This is a genomic window from Pseudomonas sp. PS1(2021) (assembly GCF_020405165.1).
Classification (GTDB): Bacteria; Pseudomonadota; Gammaproteobacteria; order Pseudomonadales; family Pseudomonadaceae; genus Pseudomonas; species Pseudomonas aeruginosa.
The window spans coordinates 7,480,519-7,507,282 of the sequence record NZ_CP084484.1 but is presented as its reverse complement, the minus strand read 5'-3'; the positions used below and the strand labels follow the sequence as shown (position 1 = coordinate 7,507,282).

Annotated in this window: 24 protein-coding genes and 2 pseudogenes; 10 read left to right on the top strand and 16 right to left on the bottom strand. The window is 62.2% G+C overall.

Features of this window, described 5'->3' with window-relative positions; all coding sequences use genetic code 11:
* Window positions 1-181: 181 nt before the first annotated feature.
* Window positions 182-580 (bottom strand): Hg(II)-responsive transcriptional regulator, encoded by a 399-nt coding sequence (gene merR / locus LE197_RS35570; protein WP_003089120.1) that lies wholly within the window; start codon window positions 578-580, stop codon window positions 182-184.
* Window positions 581-655: 75 nt separating this feature from the next.
* Here merR and LE197_RS35565 point away from each other — a divergent pair, with 75 nt between their 5' ends.
* The 3 genes from LE197_RS35565 to LE197_RS35555 are packed head-to-tail and all read left to right on the top strand — an operon-like array spanning window position 656 to window position 1,514.
* Window positions 656-1,006: a mercuric transporter MerT family protein gene (locus LE197_RS35565; RefSeq protein ID WP_003089115.1), complete on the top strand. Its 351-nt coding sequence runs from the start codon at window positions 656-658 to the stop codon at window positions 1,004-1,006.
* Window positions 1,007-1,018: 12 nt separating this feature from the next.
* Complete coding sequence (gene merP / locus LE197_RS35560) at window positions 1,019-1,294, top strand: mercury resistance system periplasmic binding protein MerP (RefSeq protein ID WP_003150552.1); 276 nt, start codon at window positions 1,019-1,021, stop codon at window positions 1,292-1,294.
* Window positions 1,295-1,301: 7 nt separating this feature from the next.
* Complete coding sequence (locus tag LE197_RS35555) at window positions 1,302-1,514, top strand: GDCCVxC domain-containing (seleno)protein (RefSeq protein ID WP_003089113.1); 213 nt, start codon at window positions 1,302-1,304, stop codon at window positions 1,512-1,514.
* A gap of 11 nt (window positions 1,515-1,525) precedes the next feature.
* Here LE197_RS35555 and LE197_RS35550 read toward each other — a convergent pair.
* The 4 genes and pseudogenes from LE197_RS35550 to LE197_RS35535 form a co-directional block, all read right to left on the bottom strand.
* Window positions 1,526-4,517 (bottom strand): annotated as a pseudogene (locus tag LE197_RS35550) (Tn3 family transposase).
* Between the two features lie 3 nt (window positions 4,518-4,520).
* Window positions 4,521-4,931, bottom strand: coding sequence for a putative toxin-antitoxin system toxin component, PIN family (locus LE197_RS35545; protein ID WP_003150546.1), 411 nt, complete (start codon window positions 4,929-4,931; stop codon window positions 4,521-4,523).
* Window positions 4,931-5,170, bottom strand: coding sequence for a ribbon-helix-helix domain-containing protein (locus LE197_RS35540; RefSeq protein ID WP_003089107.1), 240 nt, complete (start codon window positions 5,168-5,170; stop codon window positions 4,931-4,933). The genes LE197_RS35545 and LE197_RS35540 overlap by 1 nt, the downstream gene beginning before the upstream one ends.
* Before the next feature lie 192 nt (window positions 5,171-5,362).
* A complete protein-coding gene (locus LE197_RS35535; protein WP_003291594.1) occupies window positions 5,363-6,256 on the bottom strand; it encodes an integrase in 894 nt (297 codons plus the stop codon).
* 573 nt (window positions 6,257-6,829) lie between these two features.
* Here LE197_RS35535 and LE197_RS35530 point away from each other — a divergent pair.
* Complete coding sequence (locus LE197_RS35530) at window positions 6,830-7,264, top strand: hypothetical protein (protein WP_041110863.1); 435 nt, start codon at window positions 6,830-6,832, stop codon at window positions 7,262-7,264.
* A 543-nt stretch (window positions 7,265-7,807) separates the two neighbouring features.
* On the opposite strand, the gene LE197_RS35525 is transcribed toward LE197_RS35530, so the two are convergent.
* The 5 genes from LE197_RS35525 to bktB all read right to left on the bottom strand — a co-directional run bounded on the left by LE197_RS35525 (window position 7,808) and on the right by bktB (window position 14,670).
* Window positions 7,808-8,752 carry an electron transfer flavoprotein subunit alpha/FixB family protein gene (locus tag LE197_RS35525; RefSeq protein WP_042909929.1) on the bottom strand — a complete coding sequence of 315 codons (945 nt, stop codon included), beginning with the start codon at window positions 8,750-8,752 and terminating at the stop codon, window positions 7,808-7,810.
* Window positions 8,752-9,501 (bottom strand): electron transfer flavoprotein subunit beta/FixA family protein, encoded by a 750-nt coding sequence (locus LE197_RS35520; RefSeq protein WP_042909930.1) that lies wholly within the window; start codon window positions 9,499-9,501, stop codon window positions 8,752-8,754. The genes LE197_RS35525 and LE197_RS35520 overlap by 1 nt, the downstream gene beginning before the upstream one ends.
* 78 nt (window positions 9,502-9,579) lie before the next feature.
* Window positions 9,580-11,358, bottom strand: coding sequence for an acyl-CoA dehydrogenase (locus LE197_RS35515; protein ID WP_042909931.1), 1,779 nt, complete (start codon window positions 11,356-11,358; stop codon window positions 9,580-9,582).
* A gap of 19 nt (window positions 11,359-11,377) precedes the next feature.
* Window positions 11,378-13,483 carry a fatty acid oxidation complex subunit alpha FadB gene (gene fadB / locus LE197_RS35510; RefSeq protein ID WP_226033831.1) on the bottom strand — a complete coding sequence of 702 codons (2,106 nt, stop codon included), beginning with the start codon at window positions 13,481-13,483 and terminating at the stop codon, window positions 11,378-11,380.
* Window positions 13,483-14,670 carry a beta-ketothiolase BktB gene (bktB, locus tag LE197_RS35505; RefSeq protein WP_226033830.1) on the bottom strand — a complete coding sequence of 396 codons (1,188 nt, stop codon included), beginning with the start codon at window positions 14,668-14,670 and terminating at the stop codon, window positions 13,483-13,485. Before bktB ends, fadB begins: the two co-directional genes overlap by 1 nt.
* A gap of 189 nt (window positions 14,671-14,859) precedes the next feature.
* Here bktB and LE197_RS35500 point away from each other — a divergent pair, with 189 nt between their 5' ends.
* Entirely contained in the window at window positions 14,860-15,873 is a 1,014-nt protein-coding gene (locus LE197_RS35500; protein WP_226033829.1) for an AraC family transcriptional regulator, read from the top strand.
* A 4-nt stretch (window positions 15,874-15,877) separates the two neighbouring features.
* Here LE197_RS35500 and LE197_RS35495 read toward each other — a convergent pair whose 3' ends face one another.
* Both LE197_RS35495 and LE197_RS35490 read right to left on the bottom strand, forming a co-directional pair.
* The gene (locus LE197_RS35495; RefSeq protein WP_226033828.1) at window positions 15,878-16,513 is read right to left on the bottom strand and encodes a response regulator transcription factor; all 636 of its coding nucleotides are present in this window, start codon (window positions 16,511-16,513) and stop codon (window positions 15,878-15,880) included.
* Complete coding sequence (locus LE197_RS35490; protein WP_226033827.1) at window positions 16,513-18,783, bottom strand: PAS domain S-box protein; 2,271 nt, start codon at window positions 18,781-18,783, stop codon at window positions 16,513-16,515. Before LE197_RS35490 ends, LE197_RS35495 begins: the two co-directional genes overlap by 1 nt.
* A 193-nt stretch (window positions 18,784-18,976) precedes the next feature.
* Between LE197_RS35490 and LE197_RS35485 the strand changes: the two genes are divergently transcribed.
* Both LE197_RS35485 and LE197_RS35480 read left to right on the top strand, forming a co-directional pair.
* On the top strand, window positions 18,977-20,635 hold the full coding sequence (locus tag LE197_RS35485) for an acyl-CoA synthetase (protein ID WP_226033826.1): 1,659 nt from the start codon (window positions 18,977-18,979) through the stop codon (window positions 20,633-20,635).
* Between the two features lie 108 nt (window positions 20,636-20,743).
* Entirely contained in the window at window positions 20,744-22,117 is a 1,374-nt protein-coding gene (locus LE197_RS35480) for a solute carrier family 23 protein (RefSeq protein WP_042909937.1), read from the top strand.
* Window positions 22,118-22,735: 618 nt separating this feature from the next.
* Here the strand turns inward: LE197_RS35480 and LE197_RS35475 are convergent.
* The 4 genes from LE197_RS35475 to LE197_RS35460 all read right to left on the bottom strand — a co-directional run bounded on the left by LE197_RS35475 (window position 22,736) and on the right by LE197_RS35460 (window position 24,583).
* The gene (locus LE197_RS35475; RefSeq protein WP_226033825.1) at window positions 22,736-22,987 is read right to left on the bottom strand and encodes a 2Fe-2S iron-sulfur cluster-binding protein; all 252 of its coding nucleotides are present in this window, start codon (window positions 22,985-22,987) and stop codon (window positions 22,736-22,738) included.
* A complete protein-coding gene (locus LE197_RS35470; protein WP_226034117.1) occupies window positions 22,885-23,343 on the bottom strand; it encodes a 3'-5' exonuclease in 459 nt (152 codons plus the stop codon). Before LE197_RS35470 ends, LE197_RS35475 begins: the two co-directional genes overlap by 103 nt.
* A 521-nt stretch (window positions 23,344-23,864) precedes the next feature.
* A complete protein-coding gene (locus tag LE197_RS35465; protein WP_003291462.1) occupies window positions 23,865-24,179 on the bottom strand; it encodes a hypothetical protein in 315 nt (104 codons plus the stop codon).
* The gene (locus LE197_RS35460; protein ID WP_011914493.1) at window positions 24,179-24,583 is read right to left on the bottom strand and encodes a DUF6957 family protein; all 405 of its coding nucleotides are present in this window, start codon (window positions 24,581-24,583) and stop codon (window positions 24,179-24,181) included. Before LE197_RS35460 ends, LE197_RS35465 begins: the two co-directional genes overlap by 1 nt.
* 1,268 nt (window positions 24,584-25,851) lie before the next feature.
* On the opposite strand from LE197_RS35460, the pseudogene LE197_RS35455 reads away from it, so the two are divergent.
* The 3 genes and pseudogenes from LE197_RS35455 to tnpB all read left to right on the top strand — a co-directional run.
* A pseudogene (locus LE197_RS35455) lies at window positions 25,852-26,034 on the top strand (hypothetical protein); the annotation flags it as partial.
* Between the two features lie 86 nt (window positions 26,035-26,120).
* Window positions 26,121-26,411, top strand: a complete 291-nt coding sequence (gene tnpA / locus LE197_RS35450; RefSeq protein WP_004423344.1) for an IS66 family insertion sequence element accessory protein TnpA — start codon at window positions 26,121-26,123, stop codon at window positions 26,409-26,411.
* Between the two features lie 58 nt (window positions 26,412-26,469).
* A complete protein-coding gene (gene tnpB, locus LE197_RS37405; RefSeq protein WP_226034108.1) occupies window positions 26,470-26,751 on the top strand; it encodes an IS66 family insertion sequence element accessory protein TnpB in 282 nt (93 codons plus the stop codon).
* The last annotated feature ends 13 nt before the right edge of the window (window positions 26,752-26,764 follow it).

Here is a 26,764-nt window from a genome sequence, read left to right as displayed (position 1 = left end):
GCGCCGCACGCACATGGTTTCGGCGGTTGTCTCCTGCCCCGCATGTCCAGCGACGGCATCGCATCGGTGATGGTCGAATGGCTCGAAGCCGGGGTTTGGGGAGCAATGGAACCAAAAACCAACGTAAGCTCTGAATCCCACCGTAAAGGGGCTTTCCGATCTCCAGCTCACCCGCCAGGCATTACTCTCTGATCAGTGCCTCGATGATCGGGCAGATCGTTCCGCCGTCTCCCGCATCACATTGCTGCACCAGTTCGCCTAACAGTTGCTGCATGACGACCAAGTCGGCCATCTTCTGCTCGATCAACGCGAGCTTGCGTGCAGCCCGTGCTCGCGTTTCGGCACAGGCGCACGACTCATCCAGCGTCAGCAGTCCACCGACTTCCGAGAGCGTGAAACCCAGCGCCTGAGCCCGCTTGATGAAACGCAGTCGCTTCACCATGTCCACCGGATAGCGCCGATGGCCACCCAAGGGTTTGGCTGGTTCATCCAGCAGCCCGCGTCGCTGGTAGTAGCGGATCGTCTCGACGTTCACCCCGGCGGCGTCTGCCAGCTTGCCAATGGTCAGCTCTGTGGCCATCACTTTCTCCTTGATTCCGTACTTTGGTACGGAGTTTAGAAATAGCACCTAGGCAATCAGGCTCAGGAGATGGGAATGGGGATGCAACTCACCGGGAAAGGCTCGCTGGTCGCGAGTTCGCTGACCGCCATCGGTGCGTCGGTGTGCTGTGTCGGGCCACTGGTGCTGTTGGCACTCGGTGTCGGCGGTACGTGGGTGGGCGCTCTGACCATGATGGAGCCACTACGCCCCCTCTTCATCGGGTTGACTCTACTGTTCCTGGGATTGGCATTCCGCAAGCTCTACCTGGTGCCACAGGTTTGTACGCCAGGTACACCCTGCGCCGATCCGCGCACGCTCGTGCGACAGCGACTCGTGTTCTGGATCGTCAGCGTGCTGCTGCTCGGCCTATTGGCCGTGCCGTGGCTCGCCCCGCTGTTCTACTGAAGGAGATTAACCATGCGCAAACTGCTGATCGCCGTGCTTTTCGCCTTGCCCTTCGTGGCGCTGGCGGCTCCCCCGAAAACCGTCACGCTCGACGTGCAGAACATGACGTGCGGACTCTGTCCGATCACGGTCAAGAAGTCGCTGGAGAAGGTGTCCGGCGTGAGTGACGTCCAGGTCAATTTCGACCAGAAGACGGCGACCGTCACCTACGATCCCGATAAGGCCCAGCCCGAGGCACTGACTGAGGCGACCGCGAACGCGGGATACCCCTCCACAGTGCAGAAGTGAGGTCACGATGAGCGCCATTGTCCTTGAGTCCGTGCTGACTTGCCCGCGCTGCGGCTTCGCCAAGCCGGAAACCATGCCCACGGACGCCTGCCAGTTCTATTACGAGTGCAGCAACTGCAAGGCGCTGCTGCGCCCCAACCCAGGGGATTGCTGCGTTTTCTGTTCGTTCGGCTCGGTGAAGTGCCCGCCGATCCAGCAGCAGCTTGGGTGTTGCTCATAGCGTTTAGGGGATCACAGGTCGTCGTCTGGATTACGCAGTGGCCGCAGCTCGCCGCGCGCAACTTCTTCCGGTACCGCAAAGGAATACCGCCCGAGCATGTTGATGTGCTCGTAGATCAGCGGCGATAGCCGGGCCAAATCCTCTTCCAGCACTGGATAGCCGTGCTGCTTGAGCCGTTCCACGGCCGCCGTCATGTAGAGGGTGTTCCACAGCACGATGATGTTCACCACCAGGCCCAGAGCACCGAGCTGGTCTTCCTGGCCTTCGCGGTAGCGCTGGCGGAGCTCGCCGCGTTTGCCGTGGAACACGGCGCGGGCCAGGCTGTGCCGGCCTTCGCCTCGGTTCAACTGGGTCAGGGTGGCGCGGCGCTTGGACTCGTCGTCGATATAGGTCAACGTGTGCAGAGTCTTTTCGATCCGCCCGAATTCGGCCAGCGCCTGGGCCAGCCGGGTGGGTCTATCTCCCGTTTGCAGCGTGCGCATGATGCCAGTCGCCGGCACCCGGCCGAGTTTGAGCGAGCCGGCCAGGCGCAGCAGGTCGTCCCAGTGCTCGGCGATCAGGTCGAGTTTGACCGACTGGCGGGCCAGCCCGTTGAGCTTGCCGTAGTCCGCGTCCGGGCGCGTGCGCCAGAAGCGGGTACCGCCGACATCGGCCAGCCGCGGACTGAAGTGGTAGCCAAGTAGGCGGAAGAGCCCGAACACCACATCGCTGTAGGCCCCGGTGTCGGTCATGATTTGCGTCGGCTGCAACTCGGTCTGCTGTTCCAGCACGACCGCCAGCAACACCAGGCTGTCGCGCAGCGTGCCGGGCACGGTGATGGCGTTGAGGCCGGAGAATTGGTCGGAAATCAGGTTGTACCAGGTGACACCCCGGCCGGTGCCGAAATACTTCGGATTGGGGCCGGCATGCACGGTGCGCACCGGTACGACGAAGCGCATGCCATCGGCGGAGGCGACCTCGCCGCCACCCCAGACTTGGGCCAGTTCCAGTTGGCTTTGCGCTCCGACCAGGATGGCGTTAGCCGCTGACAGGGTGTCGTCGCGGATATAATTCTGGCTGACCCAGGACAGCCGGTCACGGCGCAGCGCCGGGTTGTCGGTGCGGATCAAGGGCTCCAGGCCGGTGTTGCAGGCCCCGCCCAACAGCACCGCGCAGAGGCTGGTGACCAGGTTGTCGGCGCGTGCATTGCGTTCGGAGACATGGGTGAAGGCCTCGGAAAAGCCAGTGCGGGCGGCGATTTCCAAGAGGATTTCCGGCAGATCGACACGCGGCATCAGGTCAGACACGGCCGCCCGCAGTTGCAGCAACGAGCAGGGCTCGTCCAGCTTGTCCAGCGCCCCGAGCGACAGTTCGGTCTTGCCCTCGGTGTTCTCGCTCAGTTGAATCGCCGGGTTGTCGGGCAGGCGCGCGGCTACTGCCAGCCAGGTTGCATCCAGCTCGACGGACAAGGCGTCCAGGGTGGTTTTGGCGTCGATGGTCAGGCCCAGTGACCGGCAGATGATCGGTCGCGCCGCCAGCCATTCGGCACCGTCGAGCAGGCCAAGGCGCGGGTCGGCATAGCGCCAACTGGGCGAGACGAAGACATCGCGGCGGCGCAGGGCCGTGCGCAGCGCATCGAGCGTGCAGAACACATAGGCACCCATGTCGAGGAGCCATCTTCGCGGGTGATGTGCTTCTGCCAAGCCTTGGCCACGATCTCCTGCGGCGCGTCATCCTCTGGCTTCCGGCGCGGCAGGTTCAGTTGCAGCCACTCCAGACTAGCCGCCACGCCCTTGCCGGCCGGGCTGAAGCCGAAGCGGATGTGCTTGAGCAGGTCGGGCAGGAAGCGGCGCACGCTGCGGTAGCGCGCTTCAATGCAAGAAAATAGACGTCATCTACCGGGCGGATCAGCGCGTTGACCTCTTCCAGGGCCTTTTCCAGGGTGGTCCTCGGCAGGTCGTTGAACAGCCGGGCGCGCACGTTGTCATCGCTGATCGAGCTGTCCAGCACGACCTTGCACGCGGCGGCGAGCGTCGCGGCCGACCGATCCAGGTCTTTCAGGCTGCGCATGCGGGCTTTCTTGTCGGCCTTCTCCGCGTTGCTGAACAGGTCGCGCAGCAAGGCCTCCAGGACTTCCAGTGCGTCGTCGTGCGCAGTCGCCTCCAGGCAGAGTGCGAAGGCCACCAGTGTCGCCATCCGCCGCGACGCCGGCAGCCGATTAATCGCGGTGACCTTGGCCGTGTTGGCGAAGCGGGCCAGGGCGGCGATACGGCTGGGAGGGATGTGCGCCGCCGCCGGCAAGGTGATGCCGATGCCGCGCACGTCATCGAGCCGGCGCAGTGCCCGAATCAACGCGGGGCCACTGACCATGACCGGGCCGGAGCGCAATTGATCCAGCCGGGAGCTGCGGTTGCCTTCGGCCACCGTCAGCAAGTCTTGCAGTTGCAATCGCTGTTCCTCAGTCACGCTGCGGCCCAGCGTAAACCAGAGGCGTTCTTCGACCCGACTGCGCAACTGGGCGATAAAGCGCTCTAGTTGAGACACACCAGGCAGGAGGACTTTCTGTGTGAACAGCCACGAGGTGGCTCGCTCAAACAGCACTCCCGGCCGGTCGGTGCCCGTCCAGCAGAGGGCATACAGCCAGCGGCTCAAGCGAAAGCCGATGCCCGGATCGGTGAAATGACGATAGCCAAAGCGGTTCTGAATATCGGTGGCATGTATCCAGCGGCGATGATCGCTATAGCGCTGGAGGCAGTCGGGGTCTGGAATCGCCAGTTGTCGGCAAAGCACCTGCAGGACTTCCACCGGCACGGCGGCGGGCTTGTCCGGCAGAACGCCAACGAAGCGGACGGTGGTCAGCAGAACGGCATAACCCAGACGGTTATGGTTACCCCGCAGCACCTGGATGGCTTCACGGTCTTCATCGCTCAGGTGGAAGTAACGTTCCAGCTCTTCACGGCTGGGCGAATCAACATAGCGGCCAAAACCGTCGCGTTGCTCTTGAGTCAGAAAACCGACCGGCATTGATCACAGCACCTCGACGCAGAACACGGCGGGCGTGACGATCCGCGTGCGTTCGATGTGCCCGCGTTGCAGCAGGCCGGCGCGGCGATCACCGGTTACCAGGTAGTCCGCATCGCCCGCCAAGGCCATGGCCAGCAAAAACGAGTCATCCGGATCATCGGCTTCGACCTCGATGGTCAGGCGCTCCAGTACCACAGCCCGTTGCAGGTTATTGATCATGGCGCCCACCTTGGCGGGCTGTAGGATGGCCTGAAGCTTGGGATAGCGGCTGGCTCGACGAATTTCATCGAGTTGCATCCGCGAGGTCACCACCTCGAAACGCGCCGCCCGCCAGGCACGGTAGATCGCATCGGGCGCGCCATGTGGCGAGATCAGGGCGCTGAACAGGATGTTGGTATCCAACACGACCCGCATCAGCGCTTACGTGCCCAGTCGAGCGCTTCGTCAACCGCGTTGGTCAATTCTGCCTCACTCAGATGGGCGTTAGCGGCCTTGGCCTGCTCAGCGCTCAGCTCCAGGATGTGTGCCCGTACCGCTTCTTCGATGAAGCGCGACAGGTCGCCCTTACGGCCGCCGCCCTGGCTGGCCAGAAACATCCGAAGCGACTGGTCGGTGTCGGCCGAGACGGCGACATTCCAGCGAATGGTATTCATAGCGTTCTCCGCTAATAGGTGTTTGTGTGTTTATACGCCAATCACAAAGGGCGATGCAATGGTTCGACAAAACGAACAGATACCTGAGCGTTGACGACGTAAAGGTGGAAACCGCTATCAAAACCAGAGCTAGATACAAACGCTCTATAGCCTAAGGAATTCATGATTGTCCGCTGAAATGACCACATCACCTCAGCCGTCAGCGACCTCAGTCCTACGATCCAAGTCTCGCTGATCATTAAGAGCCACGGCGTCCGCACGCATTCGAGCAGGCACTGTATCTCTCACCTTTGAAAAGTCAGCATCGCTTGCAGGCTTAACCTTAACCGCTTCTGCACGTCCAAATCTTTTATCGCCATAGCGGCTAATCGAATCGGTAGCCTGGTGCCCCATGACGTATGCCATTTCTATTGCGGACATGCCTGAGGCTTTCAGATTTGAGCCGAACTGGTGACGAAGTGTGTACATACTCGGCACCTTCCTCCTACCGAATAGCTCAGTAGCGACTTGGTGAAGCGCAACGCGTATTGAATCCATACTGCGCGGCTGACATTTAAAAGCAGCGAGAGCGTTTCTCAAGATATTGCAGACGTCTCCATCAGCCTCAAGCGTTCGGCTAGCGCCGCGTAAACCGTTGTGGCTAAGCTTTGCACCGGATATATGGATGCGCCGGCCATCGATAGAAATTCCGTTAAGCTCGCATGGTCGCGCTCCGGTAAGAGATATCACCATTAAAGCTCCCGCTTCGACAGGCATATCTCGTTCAGCCAGACACCGTAGCCACGCTTCGAAATCAGCGGTAGAAAGCTTCTGCGGACGTCGCTGCTTTTTCTTTCGCGGCAGATTTAACACAGTGACCGGATTGAGCGTACGATTGATTTCTTGGGCAGCCCAGAAATTTCCTCGATGCTTTTGATCAAACGCCAAAGCGTTACGTAGGCGCCGATAATAATCCGGGCGGTAATCAGGGGCCGCCCGTAGTAAAGCACCAATAATATTGAGCTCATCAAGCTCAACGCCCTGCATCCGAGTCGCATAAAAATTACTGGCCAAACTAATATAGGCGCTTTGAGTCTCTGCATTCATATTATTCTTCTAATTATTATTTGCGTGACACATGCCACACAATCAATTATTGCAAATACGAAAACAAAAAAACAACAACCAGAGCATTATTTTTTATATAACCCCAAAAGCCAAACATTGCAAAGGTGCAAAAATTCTATCCTTTCTATATCGCATTCCGGACTTTGGTTCGTTGGCCAAGGACGCACCATGTTAACCGGATCCCACAAGACGACCGGCCGGGAGCAGCACATAGGCCGACTGGATAGCGCTGGGTATGAGCAGGTGCTCCCATTCTTACAGCCGATTCACATTTTAAAATGCCAGAAGCAAGTGGAGTGATTTTAAATTGTGCTCACAGTTTGGGTCGGCGACGGACTGGGGCAATCGCCTACCGAGACACCACTGCCCACGGCATACTGCTTGTGCCAATTTTAAATTATGGGTTTGGGTCGGACACGCTACTAGATAGCCAGCCGAACGGCCTCCGGGGCGTTAACCGTGAGAGCTGTATAAAAATACAGTATAGCCTATTGCCTTTTTAAAGCGGAGCAACTTAGAATTATGAACAGAACAACAACCTGAGGAAAAAACATGTCTGTCCTAATTCTTAACTGCGAGCGCGACGAAGTCGGCGGTCAATACCTAGTAGCAAGCATTCACGGTGTGGAACACTACGTATCACTTGATGATGACTATCCGGAGCAAATCCCAGATTCAGATGATATAGTCCACCGCATTAATGCAGATGACTTCAATGAGCTTTCAGAGCAGGTACGCTCCTACGTGCGCAAGCACAGCATCGCCCCCATTCATTCACTCGATGATGTTAAGCTGCTTGCAATGCGGCTCGGCGATATGAAAGCAAAGACCTACGAAATCGACGAAGAAGGTCTTGGCCTCACGCTCCGTGACTGTAACGTAGATAAAGGTGTACGCATCCTAGCTCGTAAATTTCAGAGTACATATCAGGCACATCGCTGGCTGACCGAGCAACTGGATATTTTAGGTTTCAATGCGTCACGGTAAGCGTGCAAGCGCTAATGTCCCGCCATTGCATTCCTAATCAAAAGCCGCATGCAACCGCAGGCGCGCTATAGATAAAGACGTTTAACCGACTAAATTGACTTCATCCGACTCGGTTAGACGTTGGCTTTATTGTAGTCCACCTGATTAACTTGAAGGCTGCTCACTTCAAATCTTTTCTGTCTCGCGGTAGCCTTTCGTTTAGCAATGCTCGGCAACCGACGCACGCTTTATAGATTGAACCAACAAAGGCGCATGGATCATGGTTCATCTACAGCAGAAGTACCGTCATCCAGTATTTCCGCCTCGAGGCGCCCCATATAACCATTAAGCAATACTATAGCCAGCAGACAACATAGCGGAGCAAGTGCTTGCTCCGCAGAGAGTTGCGAAGACCGTCGTCAATTCGTACACCACCGTATTTCCCTGAAACAACCGTTAGTGGTCTATTTCTCAGGACAGGCAAAGGAACGCAGACAGCCGCCTAGTTCGCCTATTACCGTTGGCTACAGGCCGATGGTTTCGATTAATGATACCTACTTCGACTCAGACGAGCTTTTCCAACTCCGGCAGGATCTCGAACAGATCCCCGACCAGGCCGTAGTCGGCGACCTGGAAGATCGGCGCTTCCTCGTCCTTGTTGATCGCGACGATCACCTTGGAGTCCTTCATGCCCGCCAGGTGCTGGATCGCACCGGAGATGCCGACGGCGATGTACAGCTGCGGCGCGACGATCTTGCCGGTCTGGCCGACCTGCATGTCGTTCGGCACGAAGCCGGCGTCGACCGCGGCTCGCGAGGCACCGACTGCGGCGCCGAGCTTGTCGGCCAGCGAGTACAGGTGCTTGAAGTTGTCGCCGTTCTGCATGCCGCGGCCGCCGGAAACGACGATCTTGGCCGCGGTCAGCTCCGGACGGTCGGATTTGGCCAGCTCTTCGCCAACGAAGGCGGACTTGCCGGCGTCACCGCTGCCGGAGACCTGCTCGACGGCCGCTGAGCCGCCCTCGGCGTTCACCGCGCCGAAGCCGGTGGCACGCACGGTGATGACCTTGATCGGGGCGCTGGACTGCACGGTGGCGATGGCGTTGCCGGCGTAGATCGGGCGCTTGAAGGTGTCGGCGCTTTCGACGGCGATGATCTCGGAGATCTGGTCGACATCCAGCAGCGCCGCCACGCGCGGCAGGAAGTTCTTGCCATTGGTGGTGGCCGGAGCCAGCACGTGGCTGTAATTTTTCGCCCCACTTTCCCCTACAAGCTGCGCGATCAGCGGCGCGACGTTTTCCGGCAGCTGATTGGCGTAGGCCGCGTCGTCGGCGACCAGCACCTTGGACACGCCCTCGATCTTGGCCGCCGCTTCACCGATGGCGCCGCAGCCGCTGCCGGCGACCAGCACGTGGATGTCGCCGCCGATCTTGGTGGCCGCCGCCACGGTGTTCAGGGTTGCAGCCGCCAGGACCGCGTTGTTGTGTTCAGCGATAACCAGGATAGCCATCAAATCACCTTCGCCTCGTTCTTCAGTTTCTCGACCAGTTCAGCCACGAACTTGACCTTGATACCGGCGCTGCGGGCAGCCGGCGCTTCGACCTTGAGGGTCTTCACGGTCGAGGTGGTGGTCACGCCCAGCGCCTCGGGCGTCAGGGTTTCCAGCGGCTTCTTCTTGGCCTTCATGATGTTCGGCAGCGACGCGTAGCGCGGCTCGTTCAGGCGCAGGTCGGTGGTGACGATCGCCGGCAGGTTCAGCGCGACGGTCTGCAGGCCGCCGTCGATCTCGCGGGTGACGTTGACCTTGTCGCCAGCGACTTCCACCTTGGAGGCGAAGGTGCCCTGGGCGTAGCCGGTCAGCGCGCCGAGCATCTGCCCGGTCTGGTTGTTGTCGCTGTCGATCGCCTGCTTGCCGAGGATGATCAGTTGCGGCTGCTCCTTGTCGACCACGGCCTTGAGCAGCTTGGCGATCGCCAGGGAATTGAGTTCATCAGCGGACTCGACCAGCACGGCGCGGTCGGCGCCCAGCGCCAGGGCGGTACGCAGCTGCTCCTGGGCAGCGCTCGGGCCGACGGAGACGACCACGATTTCGCTGGCCACGCCTTTCTCTTTCAGGCGCACGGCTTCTTCCACGGCGATTTCGCAGAAGGGGTTCATCGACATCTTGACGTTGGCCAGGTCAACGCCGGAGTTGTCCGCCTTGACGCGGACCTTGACGTTGTAATCGACCACTCGTTTGACGGCGATCAGTACTTTCATGTGGAAAACCTCTCGATCTCACGGGAGCGGATGCCCGCCGCCCAGCCGGCGGGTAAGGCGAGCACCTGCCGGGTCGGTTCAGAAAAGCTCTTCGACGAGCGCCATGGTGCTGTGGCTACCGGCGAGCACGCTGGCAAGCAGGGCGCCGGTGCGAGGCAGCAGGTGGTCGGTGTAGAAGCCCGCGGTGACCAGCTTGGCCTCGAGAAAGGCGGGATCGCCGCGCCCTGCGGCCAGCGCGGCGGACGCGGCCAGCGCCGAGCGCGCCATGGCCCAGCCCCCGCACAGGTAACCCAACAGCATCATCAGGTTGAAGGCGACGCTGCCGGGCAGCGCGGGATCGCTTGCAGCACCTTCCAGCAGGTACTGGCGCGCTCGCCGTGCAGCTGCCAGCGCCTCGGCCAGCGGCGCCGCCAGCCTGCTGCAGCGCGCATCCTGGCGCAGGTGGCCGAGGGTCGTGTCGATGTCATCGAGCAGCTCGGCCAGCAACGCTCCTTCGTTGGCGAGGGTCTTGCGCCCTACCAGGTCCATCGCCTGGATGCCGTTGGTGCCCTCGTAGATCGGCAGGATGCGCGCATCACGGAAATGCCGCGCAACACCGGTCTCCTCGACATAGCCCATGCCGCCATGAACCTGCACGGCCAGCGAGGTCACCTCCTGCGCCAGCTCGGTCAGCCATCCCTTGATGATCGGCGTGTAGAGATCCACGCGGCCCTGGCGGGCACGGTGGCTGGCCGGGTCGGGCGCATGGCGGGCGCGGTCCAGTTCGGACGCCGCGAGCAGCGCCAGGGCGCGCATGGCCTCGGTCGAGGCCTTCATCTGCATCAGCATGCGGCGCACATCGGGGAAGCGGATGATCGGGTAGCGGCTGCCGTCGCGCTGGGTGCCCTGCAAGCGCTCGCGGGCATAGCTGCGGGCCTCCTGCCAGGCGCGTTCGGAAATCGCCAGGCCCTGCAGCCCCACGGCCTGACGCGCGTGGTTCATCATCGTGAACATGCAGGCCAGCCCGGCGTGCGGCTCGCCGACCAGGTAGCCGATCGCCCCGCCCTGCTCGCCAAAGCTCATGGTGCAGGTCGGGCTGCCGTGGATCCCGAGCTTGTGCTCCAGCGACACGCAGCGCACATCGTTCGGCTCGGCGGCTTCGCCTGCGGCGTTCGGCAGGAACTTGGGCACCAGAAACAGCGAGATACCCTTTACGCCAGCAGGCGCATCCGGCAGGCGAGCAAGCACCAGATGAATCACGTTGGATGTCATCTGGTGGTCGCCCCAGCTGATGAAGATCTTCTGCCCGGTGATGCGGTAGTGCTCGCCTTCGGGAACCGCGCGCGCCTTGACAGCCGCCAGATCGGAGCCGGCATCCGGCTCGGTGAGATTCATCGTGCCGGTCCACTCGCCGCTGACCAGCCTGGGCAGATAGCGTGCCTGCAACGGTGCCGACGCATGATGCGCCAGTGCCTCGATGGCGCCCTGGGTCAGCAGCGGGCAAAGCGCGAACGCCATGTTCGCCGCGTGCCAGACCTCACTGACCGCGGTCCCCAGCACACTCGGTAGCGCCTGCCCGCCAAACGCCTCGGGCGCGGTAAGCGAACACCAGCCCCCTTCGCTGAACAACCGATAGGCGTCGGCGAAACCGGGCGCCTCCTTGACGCCGTGCTCGGTCAGCCGGACGCCTTCCCGGTCGCCGATCGCGTTCAGCGGCGCCAGCACTTCGGCGCCCAGTTTTCCCGCCTCGGCCAGCACTGCCGCCGCCAGCTCGCTGTTGATATCGCCCAGGCCAAGCTCGGCGCATAGGCGCTCGAAGCCCAGTACTTCATTGAGCACGAACTCGGTGTCGCGGTACGGATGGACGTAATCGGCCATGTGCGTTTCTCTCGGTGCGTTAGTGGTAGCGCTGGCCGCTGTGCAGCCGCGCGCGGAACTCGTCGGTGAGTTGGTACAGCCCGCCGTGGTGTGCATGGCGCCTGGCGCGGGCGGCGAACTCGGCGAGCCCCTGGTTCTGGATGTAGCGCAGCGCGCCACCGCGAAAGCGCGGGAAGCCGAGGCCGAGCACCAGGCCCATATCCGCTTCGGCGGCACTGGCGACGATGCCGTCTTCGAGGCAGCGCACGGTTTCCAGGCACAGCGGGATCATCAGCCGGTCGACGATGTCCTGGTCGCTCACCTCGGCGCCCGGCGTACCCAGCAGCGCCCGCGCCTCGGCCGACGGCTCGCGCTGGCGCCGGCCCTGCTCATCGGTGCCGTAGAGGTAGAAACCGCGGCCGTTCTTCTGGCCCAGGCAGCCGGCCGCGAGCAACTGCTCCATCACCGGCTCGCCGTCATGCCCCATGCGCCCGGGGTAGCCCTCCTGCAGCACCCGGTCGGCATGCACCATGGTGTCCAGGCCGATCACGTCGGCGAGATAGGCCGGGCCCATGGGCCAGCCGAAGGCTTCCATGACCCGGTCGATACGCTCAAAATCGACACCGTCCTGCAGCAGCCGGTTGAAGCCGTTGAAGTAGGGAAACAGCACCCGATTGACCAGAAAGCCCGGGCAGTCGCCGACCACGATGGGCGTCTTGCCCAGCGCCAGGGCGAAGGCCACGGTGCGCGACAGCGTCGCGTCGTCGGTGTGGCGACCGCGGATGACCTCCACCAGCGGCATCATCGGTACCGGGTTGAAGAAGTGCATGCCGCAGAAGCGCTCGGGGTGGCGCAGCCCTTCGGCCAGCCGGTCGATGGAAATGGTCGAGGTGTTGGAGGCCAGCACCGCGGCGTCGGCCACCAGCCCCTCGGCTTCGCCGAGCACCGCGGCCTTGACGTCGGCCCGCTCGACCACCGCTTCAACCAGCAGATCGACCTCGGCGAAGCCCTGCCAGTCCAGCGTCGGGGTGATCCGCTCGAGGATCGCCGCCTTCTGTGCCTCGCTCAGCTTGCCCTTGGCGACCTGCCGGTCGAGCTGGGCGGTGGCGGTGCGCATGCCCAGCTCCAGCGCCTCGGCACGGATGTCCTTCATCAGGATCGGCGTGCCGCTGGCCGCCGCCTGGTAGGCAATGCCGCCGCCCATGATGCCAGCGCCGAGCACTGCGGCGCGGCGCACCGGCGCGGCACCTTCGGCATGCCGACGGGCCTGCTTGCGCACCGCCTGATCGGCGAGGAACAGCCCGACCAGCGAGGCCGCCTCGGGTCCACGCGCCAGGGCCACGAACGTCTCGCGCTCGACTCGCAGCGCCTCGGCGAACTGCAGCCCGGCGTGGGTCTGCACCGCGGCGAGAATCGCCTGCGGCGCCGGGTAGCGCGGGTCGAGCGTATCGCCACGGGCGGCGATGCCGTCCGGCACAGCCACCGGCCGACGCTTGCGTGCGCGCCGGGCCTGCCAGTCGCCGCCCTCGGCAACCTCACCGAGCAGCGCCAGCGCCTCTTGGCACAAGGCTTCCGGGGCCACCACACGGTCGGCGACACCGGCCGTCAATGCAGCCCCGGCCTTTCGCGGCTTGCCCTCGAGCAGCCAGTCCAGCGCATCGGCCACACCGACAAGGCGCGACAGCCGCACCGTGCCGCCGAAGCCGGGGCAAATGCCCAGGGTGACTTCCGGCAGGCCGACTCGCGCATCCTCGGCCAGCACCCGGTAGTCGGTGGCCAGCGCCAGCTCCAGGCCGCCACCAAGGGCGAATCCGTTGATCGCGGCAACGCTTGGGTAGGGCAGCGACTCCAGGCGCCCGAGGCTGTCCAGCGCCTGCTCGAGCCAGGCATGCAGCGCGCCCTCCCCGGCCTCGAACAGCGCGGGGAATTCGCTGACGTCCGCACCGACCACGAACGCCGGCTTGGCGCTGCGCACCAGCAGCCCGCGCAGCGCGGTGTGCTCGAGCACCTCCAGCGCCGCGCGCAGATCCGCCAGGGTGGCGCGGTCCAGTTTGTTGACCGACGAGCCGTCGAGATCCAGCACCAGCTCGGCGAAGCCGTCGCCAAGCAATTCCAGGCGCAGCGCCTGCCCTTGGTAAAGAGTCATCAGAGGCGCTCCAGCAATGCGGCGATGCCCTGGCCGCCGCCGATGCACAGGCTGACCACGGCGAAGCGGCCGCCGCTGCGTTGCAGCTCGTGCACGGCCTTGACCATCAGGATCGCCCCGGTGGCGCCGATGGGGTGACCGAGGGAGATGCCGCTGCCGTTGGGGTTGACCTTTTCCAGCGGCAGGTCGAGCTGCTGCACCACCGCCAGCGCCTGTGCCGCGAACGCCTCGTTGAGCTCGAAGAAATCGATATCGCCGATCTCCAGCCCGTTGCGCGCCAGCAGCTCGCGCACCGCCGGCACCGGGCCGATGCCCATGATCTCGGGTGCCACGCCGGACACCTGGTAGTCCACCAGCCGCGCCATGGCCTGGTGGCCGTTGGCCTCGGCGTACTCGCGGTCCATCAGCAACAGCGCCGCGGCGGCGTCGTTCAGGCCAGACGCGTTGCCCGCGGTAACGGTGCCGCCCTCGCGCTTGAACGCCGGGCGCAGGGCTGCCAGCTCTTCCGGCGTGCAGTCGTGGCGCACGTGCTCATCGGTGTCGAACGACCGCGTGCCTTTGCGGGTTTTCAGCTCCACGGGGACGATTTGCCCGGCGAAGCGCCCCTCGGCGATGGCGCGAGCCGCCCGGCGGTGGCTTTCCAGGGCGAGAGCGTCCTGCTGCGCACGGCTGATGCCGTAGCGCTCGGCGACGTTTTCCGCCGTGATTCCCATGTGATAACGGTTGATCGGACAGGTCAGCGCGCCAACCATCAGGTCGAGTGTCTGGCCGTCCCCCATCCGCTGGCCAAAGCGGGCCGCGGGCAGCAGGTAGGGCGCGCGGCTCATGGACTCGGCCCCGCCCGCGATCGCCGCCTGGCAAAGGCCGAGTTGAAGCAGCTGCGCCGCACTGATGACCGCTTGCAGGCCGCTGCCACAGAGCCGGTTCACCGACATGGCGACGCAGCGCTCGGTCAGGCCCCCTTCCAGCGCCGCCACCCGCGAGAGATACAGATCGCTCGACTCGGTCGGCAGTACGTTACCGAACACGCAGTGCCCTACGCTCGCCGGGTCCACGCCGTAGCGCTTGACCGATTCGGCAACCAGTTGGGTTGCCAGCTCACTCGGCCTGGCGTCTTTGAGGCTGCCGCCGAAATCCCCGATCGCCGTGCGCAAAGCGCCGGTGATCACCACCTCTCGTAGTTGCATGGAAGGCTCCCTGCTCAGGTAGAGTTGCCGGATAGCGCGCAGCAAGCCCTCGAGCCGGCCATTGCACCAGCCGAGCACGTCGCCGCTCGCTCGTTCGTAAAGCGCTGCTAGCTTCGCCGCTCACGCAGGCGCCAGCCATAACCAAAGCTGACTAATACTTGACATAAACGGACAATCCGAGAGCCTCACATGTCTTACGAGGGCTACAGCATTTCGGTCCACTTCGCCTGCAGCGCCATCGAGGCGGCGCAGCGCAGTGGGCTCGACGAACAGGCGTTGCTGCAGGAAGCCGGCATCGGCCAGCGCCTGCTCGACAACGCGCAGATGCGCATGACCTCACTGCAGTTCAGCCGGCTGATGCTGGCGCTATGGCGCGTTGGCGACGACGAATTCATGGGCCTTGCGCCCTCCCGTAGCCGCCACGGTGTGTTCGCCCTGATGGCCCGCCAGGTCATCGGCTGTCGTCGCCTGGCCTCGGTCTATTACCGAATGGCGCGCTTTTACAATCTGGTCAACGATTCGCTGCGTCTGGAGCTGACCGCCGACGGCGGGCAAACGGCTTTCGTGATGCGCCTGGCCGATCCGGAGCGTGATTCGGAGCATCTCTTGCGGGAAGTGTTCATGCTGCTCTGGCATCGTTTCGCCAGCTGGCTGGTGGGCCAGCGCATCGGATTGCGGGAGGTGCACTTCGACTACCCGCAACCGGCCAACCATGCCGAGTACAGGCTGATGTTTCCCTGCCCGGCACGCTTCTCGATGCCCGATTGCCGCCTGGTGCTCGACCCTCAATGCCTGGACATGCCGGTGGTCCAGACGCCCGCCACGCTGCGTGAACACCTGCGGCGGGCGCCGCTGGAATGGTTCACGCGCCCGTCCTACCAGGCCGCCTTCACGCGCAGCGTCAGTGACCTGTTCCAAAACGATGGCGCGTTCAGGGATCTCGGTATCGAAGCCGCTGCAGAGGCGCTGCATATCACCGAGCGCACGCTGCGGCGGCGTCTTGCTCTCGAAGGTGTCCGATTCCAGGCGCTCAAGGATGGCCTGCGCCGCGACCTGGCCATCCACTACCTCAGCCAGGCAGGGCTGCCGATCAGTGAAATCGCCCAGCGTCTCGGCTTCTCCGAGCCTTCGGGTTTCACCCGTGCCTTTCGCCAATGGACCGGCGACAGCCCACGCGCCTATCGGGAAGCGGCGCGGGCCTGAACGCCTAGCCGCGCAAGCGCAGCGGATCCACCAGGCGTGCCGCTACGGCCATGCCGACCAGATCGGCCAGGCGCTCGGCCTGCATGCGCTTCATCACCCGGGACCGATAGAGGTCGACGGTCTTGATGCTGATGTCGAGCTGGCGAGCGATTTCCTTGGTGGTGTAGCCCTGCACCAGCGGCAGCAGTACATCGCGCTCTCGCGGGGTCAGGCTGTCCAGGCGGGCCTGCAGGCTGACGTGCTCGCCGGTGCCGCCGGCACGTTCCTGTCGACTGAGCGCCTGCTGCACGCTATCGAGCAGCAACTGCTCGTTGTAGGGCTTCTCGATGAAATCCACCGCGCCGGCCTTGAAGGCGCGAACCACGATAGGCACATCGGCATGGCCACTGACGAAGATCACAGGCAACTGCAGCCCGCGCGCGCGCATGGCCTGCTGAACCTGCAGACCGCCCATACCCGGCATCCTGACGTCCAACAGCACGCAGGCGTTATCCGCGCCATTGCAGGCTTCGAGAAACTCCCGCCCGCCGATGAACGGCCTGGCAGACAACCCCACCGACTCCAATAGCCAGACCGTCGAGTCGAGCATGCCCTGGTCGTCGTCGACGATATACACCACCTGCTCGTGAGCATCGCTCATCAGCGTTCCTCTGTTGTTATTGTCTTGATCGGCAGGCGACAGCGCATGCACAGTCCTCCGCTCTCGCCCGGCTGGCCCTGCAACGCGCCGCCAAACCCCTCGATGATGCTGCGGCTCATCGGCAACCCGAGCCCGAGACCGTCCGGCTTGCGGGTGAAGAACGGCGTAAAGGCCTGCTCGAGTTCCTGTTCATCCAACCCACGGCCCTGGTCCGCAACGGCCAGGACCACCTCATCGGCCTGTCGCTCGGCGCGCAATACGATACGCGACGGCTGCCCCGGGTGGGCTTCGCGGTTCGCTTCTATCGCATTGCGCAAGAGGTTGATCAAGACCTGCTCGAGCAGCACGCGGTCGGCATAGACCCGTGGCAGGTCGGCGGCCAGCGCCTGCTCGACGGTCACCTGGGCGGCAGCGGTCTCCCACGCGCAGAGGCGCACCGCGTCGCGCGCGACCTCGGCGACATCGAGCGGCTGCATGCGCCGCTGCCCCTTGCGCAGGAACGCCCGCAAGCGCTTGATCACCTCCGAGGCATGGTTGGCGTGCTCGGTAATCCGCTCCAGGCCCTGGGCCACCCGCTCGGCTGCTTGCGGATTCTGCCCCAGGCTCTGCAGGTAGCGCTGGCTGGCACTGGCGTAGTTGACCACCGCCGCGAGCGGCTGGTTGATCTCATGCGCGATGCCGGATGCCAGCTCGCCGAGGGTGATCAGGCGCCCCGTATGCGCCAACTCGTCCTGGTGGCGCCGCTGCTGCGCCTCACGCAGCTCACGCTCGCTCATGTCGCGGGCCACCAGCGAGTAATAACGCTCGCCGCCGGTCGTCCGATGCGCCAGCAGCACGAGGGAAATCGGCACCGAGGCACCGCCGTCCTGGGCGAGCAGACGCGAATCGCAGCTCCAGACGCCCTCGCGCTCGGCGGTCGTGCGGCCGGTTCCGTGCAGCAGCGCCAGTACCTCGGTATCGAACAGCGCATCGAGCGCCGGCATCTGCCCATCCTGCAGGCGCAGCGTTCGCCTTGCCGCCGGATTGAGATAGGTCACCCGCCCCTCGGCATCGATGAACAACACCAGGTCAGTGTTTACTTCCACCACCTCGGCCAGACGCCGGCGGTTCTCTTCGGCCTGCACCCGCGCGGTGATGTCGCGCGACACGCTGACCACCTCGACCACCGCGCCGGTATAGGTCTCGCGGATGGCATGGCTGGCGGTCTCGAACCACAGGTAGTGACCGTCTCGATGGCGCACCCGGTAGGTCATGGTGTGATAGCCGTCCACCTCCAGCGCGTCGCGGCTGCGCGCCGGCAACTGGGCTCGGTCTTCGGGGTGGAACAGGGTTTCCACGAGTTGGCCACGCAATTGCTCCGGCCAATAGCCGAGCAGCCGCCAGGCCGCTGGCGAGGCGTCGAGAAAGCGCCCATCGGGCGCGTGCCGGGAGATCAGGTCGGTGGTGTTTTCGGTGATCAGCCGATACAGGCGCCGGGCGCGTGCCGCATCCCGCTCGGCCAGGACCTGTGCGGTCGCCTCTCGACAGCGCGCGAGCACCCGGTTCTGCGCGGGATCGGGAACAAAGGTCCAGATCAGGATGCGCTGATCGTATTCGGCCTCCACCCCTTCGATAGCCCGTTGTTGCGCCAGACAAGCGCCGACCAGCGCGGTGTGATTGACGGGCAGAAAGCGCAGCAGCTCATCCAGAGGGCGATCGGCCAGGAGCGCCAGCAGGGCAGCGTTCAGCTCGACGGGATGCGCGTGCTCGTCCAGCAGCAGGCTCGGTTGCGGATCCAGGCCGAGCAATGGCGATTGACGCGCCAGGCCGCTCGCGCATGCGAGCAGGCTGAGCAACAGCTCGCGTACCCAGCTCAGCGAGCAGGGACCGACATCGCCATCGGTGGCAAGCAACAACAATCCGGGTACCGCTTCATCCAGATCCAGCGCCAGCACGGCGCCCTGAACGATGCCTGCCCGGCGCAGGCGGCCGGCAAGCCAGCAGTCCAGCCCACGGACAACGGCGAGGTCGAGCAGGCCCTCGCGGCCGAGCCGCTCATGCAGCAGGCGATCACTGGCCTGCAGCGGATCACCCAGCCCGGGAGGCAGCTGTGCGCCGCTGCCCTCATGGGTGTAGATGCCGGCGCCGGCCTGCCAGGTCATGTAGTACGCCTGGCGTACCCCGGCGCAGCCGCGCAGTACCCGGCACAGGGCATCGGCGCGCGCGTCGAGCGCTACCTGTTCACGCTGCAGACGCAGCCAGGTGTGAAGGCGAACGGGAGTTGTGCTCATAAGCAATCCGTCTGAAAGGTTGGCCGGGAGAAAACCCCTGGCCCGCACGGAAATAGATATAGGAGTATTACCATATTCTTCCAGCAATACTTCCATATGCCTTCCGACTGATCTATAAGATTTGCAAGCCGCCCGGGCGAAGCTCCCAGGCGATGCAGAACAAGAGCTAATAATCAGCCAAGTGGTGTCTTGCATGACCATCTATGAACAGGGCCTTGCGCCCGCCGCAGTCAACCATGTTGCCCTCAGCCCGCTCAGCTTCATCGAGCGCACCGCCAGCGTTTATCCCGATTACCCCGCCGTGATCCACGGTTCGATCCGTCGCACCTGGGCCGAAACCTACATGCGCTGCCGACGCCTGGCCTCTGCGTTGGCCGGGCGTGGTATCGGCAAGGGCGATACCGTCGCGGTGATGCTGCCCAATATCCCCTCGATGCTCGAGGCCCATTTTGCCGTGCCCATGATCGGCGCGGTGCTCAATACGCTCAATGTACGCCTGGATGCCGAAGCCATTGCCTTCATGCTGCAGCATGGCGAGGCCCGGGTATTGATCGCCGACCGCGAGTTCGCCTCGGTCGTGAGCGCGGCCGTCGGGATGCTCGATCACCCGCCGCTCGTGATCGATGTGGACGACCCGGAGTACGGCGAAGGCGAGCCGGTTTCCAGCCTCGACTACGAGGCGCTGCTCGCCGAAGGCGACCCGGCGTTCGCCTGGCAGTGGCCGGAAGACGAGTGGCAGGCGATCAGCCTCAACTACACCTCCGGCACCACCGGCAACCCCAAGGGCGTGGTCTATCACCACCGCGGCGCCTATCTGAACGCGCTGGGCAACCAGATGACCTGGGCGATGGGCAACCATCCGGTGTATCTCTGGACGCTGCCGATGTTCCACTGCAACGGCTGGTGCTACCCATGGACGATTACCGCGCTGGCCGGCGTCCATGTGTTCCTGCGCCGCGTCGACCCGCAGAAGATTCTCGGGCTGATTCGCGAGCATCAGGTCACTCACCTGTGCGGCGCGCCGATCGTGCTCAATGCGCTGGTCAACATGCCCGCTTCGGCCAAAGCCGCCATCGACCACCCCGTACACGCCATGGTCGCCGGCGCCGCGCCGCCGGCCAAGGTGATCGGCGCAGTCGAGGAAATGGGCATCAAGGTGACGCATGTCTACGGCCTGACCGAAGTCTATGGGCCGGTCACCATCTGCGCCTGGCATGCCGAATGGGACGAACGCCCTCTGGAGGAGCGTGCGGAAATCAAGGCACGCCAGGGCGTGCGCTACCCGACCCTGGAAGGGCTGATGGTGGCCGATCCCAAAACCCTGGAGCCGACCCCGCGCGACGGCCAGACCATCGGCGAGATCTTCATGCGCGGCAACACGGTGATGAAGGGTTACCTGAAGAACCCCAGTGCAACGGCCGAAGCATTCGAAGGTGGCTGGTTCCATACCGGCGACCTGGCCGTCTGCCACCCGGACGGCTACGTGGAGATCAAGGATCGGCTCAAGGACATCATCATTTCCGGCGGGGAGAATATTTCCACCATCGAACTCGAAGGTGTGCTGTACCGCCATCCTGCCGTGCTGGAAGCTGCCGTGGTGGCTCGACCGGATGAGAAATGGGGCGAAACCCCCTGCGCCTTCATCAACCTCAAGGCCGATCACCAGGTCGTCGACGAAGACGCCATCATCAGTTTCTGCCGCGAGCACCTGGCCTCGTTCAAGGTGCCACGCACCGTCATATTCGGGGCGCTGCCCAAGACCTCGACCGGCAAGATCCAGAAGTACGTCCTGCGCGAACGGGCACGCGACCTGTCGCCACCCCAGGCTGCACCTCTGCGCAATCTGGCCTGACCCCTCTTTATTCTGCCTGGTACTGCCATCCCGTTGCAGGGATGGCGGCTGCCGGCGGCATCCGTTCACAACAACAAGAAGGCGCCACGCGGCGTCAACGGAGGCTCCATGCAACTGTACAAACGTAACGACGGCGATGAACAACCCTGCTGGAAGGCCGGACCGTTCAAGCTTCGCCTGCCCTTCGTGCACTACCGCTGGGAAACCGCGGAGATGCTCCAGGCGCTGATCATGTTCGTGGTCAGCCTGGGCATGATCCCGCTGTTGGAGAAATACCTCGGCCTGCCCTACGAGGTGGCGCTGGCCTACGTGGTGGTGTGCGGCATCGGCTTCATGCTGCCGGCGTTGCTCGGCGTGCCGCTGGTGCCGGGCTGGATCACCCCCGGCATCCCGGTGGTGCTGCTGTTTCTCGGCAACTTCGAGCCGGGGCCGGAGGCGATCCGCGCGCTGTTCGCGCTGCAGATCCTGGTCTGCGTCATCTTCTTCCTGCTCGGGGTCACGCGCCTGGGCAGCGTGATGGTGCGCATCGTGCCCAACTCGATGAAGGGCGGGATCATCATCGGCGCCGGCATCGCCGCGCTGATCGGCGAGATCGAGACCGGCGGGCGCCTGGCCAACACGCCGATCTCGTTGGTGCTGGGCAGCCTGATCTGCCTGTACCTGATGTTCTCGGTGTCGTTCCGCGGGCTTACCGAGCGGGTGCCGCTGGCGCGCAAGATCGTCAACTACGGCATGGTCCCGGGGATGATCGTGGCCATCGTCGCCGGCATCGCGGTGGGCGAGTACAGGATGCCGGACGTGCGCTTCGGCATCACCGCGCCGGCTTTCGACCAGCTCTGGCAGTACCTGCCCTTCACCGCCGGCTTCCCCGACGCCCAGGTGTTCATGCTGGCGGTGCCCACCGCGGTGATCGCCTACATCATCGCCTTCGGCGACATCATCGTCGGCCAGTCGCTGATGCAGCGCGCCGACGAGCTGCGCACCGACGAGAAGATCGAGATCAACGTCGACCGCATCCACCTGGTGTGCGCCATCCGCAACGCCCTGCATGCCTTCTTCGCGCCCTACCCGGGCCTGGCCGGCCCGCTGTGGACGGCCGTGGCGGCGACCATGGCCGAGCGCTACAAGTACGGCCGCAAGGCGATGGAGTCGATCTACAGCGGCGCCGGCACCTTCTGGATCACCGGCTTTCTCGCGCTGTTCGTCCTGCCGCTGGTGAGTTTCTTCCAGCCGGTGCTGCCGATCGCCCTGTCGCTGACGCTGATCCTCACCGGCTACATCTGCCTGATGGTCGGCTTCGAGCAGCTCAACAACAACGCCGAACGCGGTATCGCCGGCACCATGGGTGTGGTGCTGGCGGTGTACGGCGCGGGCTGGGGCCTGGCCGCTGGCGCCGTGCTGTACCTGCTGATCGAGCGCACCCACCTGCTGCGCTTCGCCTCCCCCGGGGTGCGCGCCCAGCGCCCCAGCGAAGCCGACTGACCGCCGCCCGCCCCCAAACCTCCCCGCATTGGTCCGCGTGGCCAGTGCGGGCGACTAGAAAAGCCAGTCCTGATGAACAACTACAGCAGGCCATTGCAACAACCTTCCGCGGCGCCCGGCTCAACAGCCGCGAGAAGGAAGGGCTAACCGTCGACTCTGGAAGGCTGGCTGGAGGTGATGAATCAACGCAGCTCCTCGTTCCACGATGATATGCGCGCCCCCAAGGACGTCGCGCAACATCGTGTTCAGCCAAGACGCCAGCGATGATTCCTGTTGGTCCTGTTGGTCCTGTTGAAATAGGGGCAGTTGCTGGGAGAACAGCAACGCCTGTTCTAGTCGCTCAATCCCGAAATCACGTCCGCCTAGCACTTCACGCGCAGCGTCGAGGAGTGCCTGAATGTCAACAATCTGAGCAGCTACCTCGTGAATCTCTATAGACCCGCCGGGCCTTCCTCGATTGATCCAAGAGTTGATGGCGCGAGTTCTCGTCGGTACCCCCATAGCAGCCTCTATAACGTAAGCACCCGGTACTAGGGAGCTCGTCCAGACCGAATGGCCATGCAAGAAAACGAGAAACAACGGTGTGGTCCATTAGCCTTGCAGCGGCCGCCTCGGTCCTTAAGCTTCCGAAACTGGCGCCGCTCGGGCGCATACGCGCTCCTTCATCTTGCCGAGCACCTGCAGGCAAATGTCGCTGTGCGGCATGATCCGGCAGGCTAGCACTATGTCCTGCGCCTGTTCCTCGGCGCTGACGTGGGCCTGGCTCATCACCTTCGCCTCGTAGCTGCCCTGGGTGATCTGCACCTTGCACACACCGCAGCCGCCGCCACGGCACAGCGCCAGCCTTCTGTATTTCGCGGCCTCAGCCATTCACCAAGCTGATCTTGTACCTCCGCGAAACGCTTTGCAGTATCGACGTCAGATTGAGATATGCCGGTCAGCCCCGTGCAAAACTCAGTTAGCGTGGGGCGAAGTAGCGGCCAGACAAACTGTCCGAAATGATCGACAATCCTGTACTCCAACTGAACATCCAACAGCCCGATGCCAATTTCGATCGTCTCCATCTCGTCGCGCTGGACCTCCAATACGTGAGCGTTCCGGGCCGCCTCGTTTAGGTCGGCAGGGTAGTCATCGCAAGTCGCTTCCAGATCCACGCAAAGTAACCAGCGACTTTCGCCAAGTTGTTGACGAAGCGCATCAAGTTGTCCCCAACGCTTTACCTGCATGACACCCGCCCTTCTTTTCCTCAGAGGATATAAACCTACGAGCATCAGCACGGACCGTGGGCTCCGTTTTATAGTAGTGACACGAGAAACGGATCACTGAATCGTTACCGGGGTTGCGTGTAAGCCTTTTGCCCTCTGTGCCAACAGCCAATCCAGTGACAGACGCCCGCCGTCTTCTTTGAAAGTCACAATAACGTACAAGCTGCCCGTGGCGGTAAACAGCGCCCAAAACCCGCCTTGCTCATGAGCTTTCAGTACATCGGAGGTCCGAACCCGGTGACCGTCCTGAAACCTTCCATACACATCCGCCCGCACGTGACGATGAACCACGCCGATACAACAGCCTGCGATTAAATAAGCGTCCGTGAGATACGCCGTAACTTCCCTACCAAAAGACATATCCATTGCTCGCGACAACGCGCCAGATACATCACGTGCTTGGTTGATACTTCGTTTAGTTGAACCCATCACGTCAGCACCCAAATTCGGATCAAAACTCGTTGCCTCCCCCCCACTAACGGCTAGCTGTCCAACCAATAATCGTCTCGAGCAATACGCCCAAACTTGTAGTCTTCATGCTGCGGGGCGTCGCCAAACAAATGATGTATGCGTCGCTCCTGTCGCAAATACGCCAAGGTCATGAAGAAGCAGGTTTCACACATCCGTACGCGATAACGCTCACCGTCATGTCGCGCGCCGTATCCCCAGTGCGCTTGCAGCACACCGAACTGTTCGCCGTACCCAGGCACTCGCATGGAGGTACCACAGACGTCGCAAGGCACATCGGGGTGTCGGTTGTCTGGTACGTCCATGCCCGCCAATATCTGTCTACGCATCAAAAAATCTTCAACACAGTAGTGAGCTCGGCGCTTTTGCGAGCCCCTGGGCCAGCAAGCACATATCGCGTATTGCGCGTTCTGAAAATGCACCCATCGGCAAACTCAATCAGTTGTGTTGTACGCACCCAGTCACCCTCTTGGAAACGGTTGGCACTGTCGTACAACACGCGGCCGGCATACACCATCGCGGGCTGTTGCCCGGACGCCTGTAACGTTTCTCGTATCGCGTCAGGCACGATGAGATCGATCCAGATCCAGTCACGCACAACACAGAAAGGCACCTCGTCATGCAACGCAGCCGCTGAACCACGCGCGCACGCTTCTGCTAACGACATCTCGATACCAGGCATTACCTCACCCGGGGCGTATAACAAATGAGATATTTTCTTTAAATCGTCCATACCGTCTCTCTATCTGAACCATAGATGTCTAGAGGCAGAATCTGGGCAAAACTTCCCTACCTTGACAAAATTACCAAGTATGAAAAGCTTGCTTCCCAATGAGCGTCAGTTCTGACTTTTGATATATGGCCTGAGTCTAAAAGGCGAACAGCGCAACCCCATCAACCTCCATTATTAAACTAAGTACTTTATTCATCAATGCAAGCCTATGGCGTCGCCCCACTACGCTCAGTATTGGACAAAAAACAGCAACCTGAAACCAATGCAATAAAATAATCCAGCTCCAACGACCGCCCGTCAAGCACTTTTAGAAAAGAAAAAGCCAACCACTGACCGTCGGTATTTGTAATACGTATATATTGACAAGGATTGCCAGAACTCATGCACCAGAAGAGCAAGAAGATAATCCTTATCGGACTTACCCTGGGCGCGGTCAATGACTATTTGAGATCAAGACATATCTCCACGGACGATGCGAAGCTGATCCAACCGGCTCGGAGTCTTCTTTTCGAATTTTGAAATTTCGCACCGTTGGTAATCACCACAAGCGAGGCGCGTCGGTGACGCGGAAGGGTACCGCGACTCCTCGCGACTGCTTAAATTGCAAACGAAAGCGGATGATCTGAGTAATTTGTAGCGAGGGGCAGGTTCGAGAAAGTCTGCGTACGCTGAGATCTGCTCACTAACACCTAGCTACCCATCTAGTGCACGCACGAAGCGCGCCACGCGTCGAGCTGTACGGCGAGGCCACAAAATGATGAAAATTATGGCTCAGCAATAATTATGGCTGAGCCATAATTTCATATAACCGCAGCGTCACGGAAAAACCGCAATTATTTACAGCCTGCAATTGACCATGACAGCTGCCCCTCCAACGAGGGGATAGACTAAGTAGGTTAGCTAACTCGGGGCTGTGGAGATGATCGAGGATCGCGCCAATGAGCTGTTCATCAGCGCCGCTAGCAGCTGGAAAATCGGCCAAAAACGCGATGAGCAAAGCCAGCTTTCAGTTCGATTCAGGAGTACTAAGAAGGTCTCTTCTGGACGGCGACTACAAGGAGCTGTCCATGACCAGCCGACACGCCATTAAGGCTGCGGCCTCGCCTCTCCTTCACAGCGCCCATTTGATCGGATGCTCATTGGACAAGCAGCTTCGGAAGGCTTCATCCTAGTAACCAATAATCATGCTATAGCGAAGTATTCGGGGCCAATCAAGCACGTCGGTTGAATGCGCCAGCCTTCGATACCCTGTCGTGACGGGATGTCTAATGACCATACAAGCCGTCATTTTTGATGCTTTCGGGACACTGATAAAGATTCAAGATGGGTCGCATCCGTACCGACAGTTGATGAAGATCGGAAAGGCGCATGGGCGGCGCCCCCGCCCGGACGACGCGTCTTTCCTGATGAAATCTGCGATAACGTTGACGCAAGCCGCAGCGCATTTGGGGAGTAAGCGTTCATTCCAAGACATCCTGCCATCCCGCTGACTTCCGCCCTAGAGTGACCTCGCATTCAACAACGCGAGGTTATTTCCATGAGAAAACACCGCACCGCAGAACAGTGGCAAGTCCTAATCGGTCAGCAGCGTGACAGCGGCCTGTCGGCCACGCAGTTCTGCAAGGAGCACAAACTCGGTTATGCCAGCTTCTGTAGTTGGCGCAAGCGCCTGTTGAGTCAGCCGGTCGGTGAGGCTGCGGATTCTGGTTATGCCAGCTTCCTGGATCTGTCATCGCTGATGGATGACTCGGCCTCTCCCGGAAGCGGCTGGAATATCGTGCTGAGCCTGGGTAATGGTGTTGAGCTAAGGCTGAGCCAGATCAGATGATCGGTCTGGATAGCCAGGCCCGGATCTGGCTGTGCACCGAGCCCACGGATATGCGTAAATCCTTCCGGGGCTGAGCGCTCTGGTCCGCAATCAACTCAAGCAAGATCCGCTCAGCGGGCAGTATTTTGTCTTCGTTAACCGTCGCAAGACCCAAATGAAGATGTTGTATTTCACGCCCACGGGCTACTGCCTGTGGGCCAAGCGACTGGAGCAGGGGCAGTTCCGGGTACGGCCGTCTTCTTCGGGACAGCGCCCCTTAAACCTGACTGATCTCCAGTTGCTGATTGACGGTATCGAGGTGCAAAAGTACCGTCAGTTCAAGCGTTTTCGGGGCACGTAGCGGGTTGTGTTCC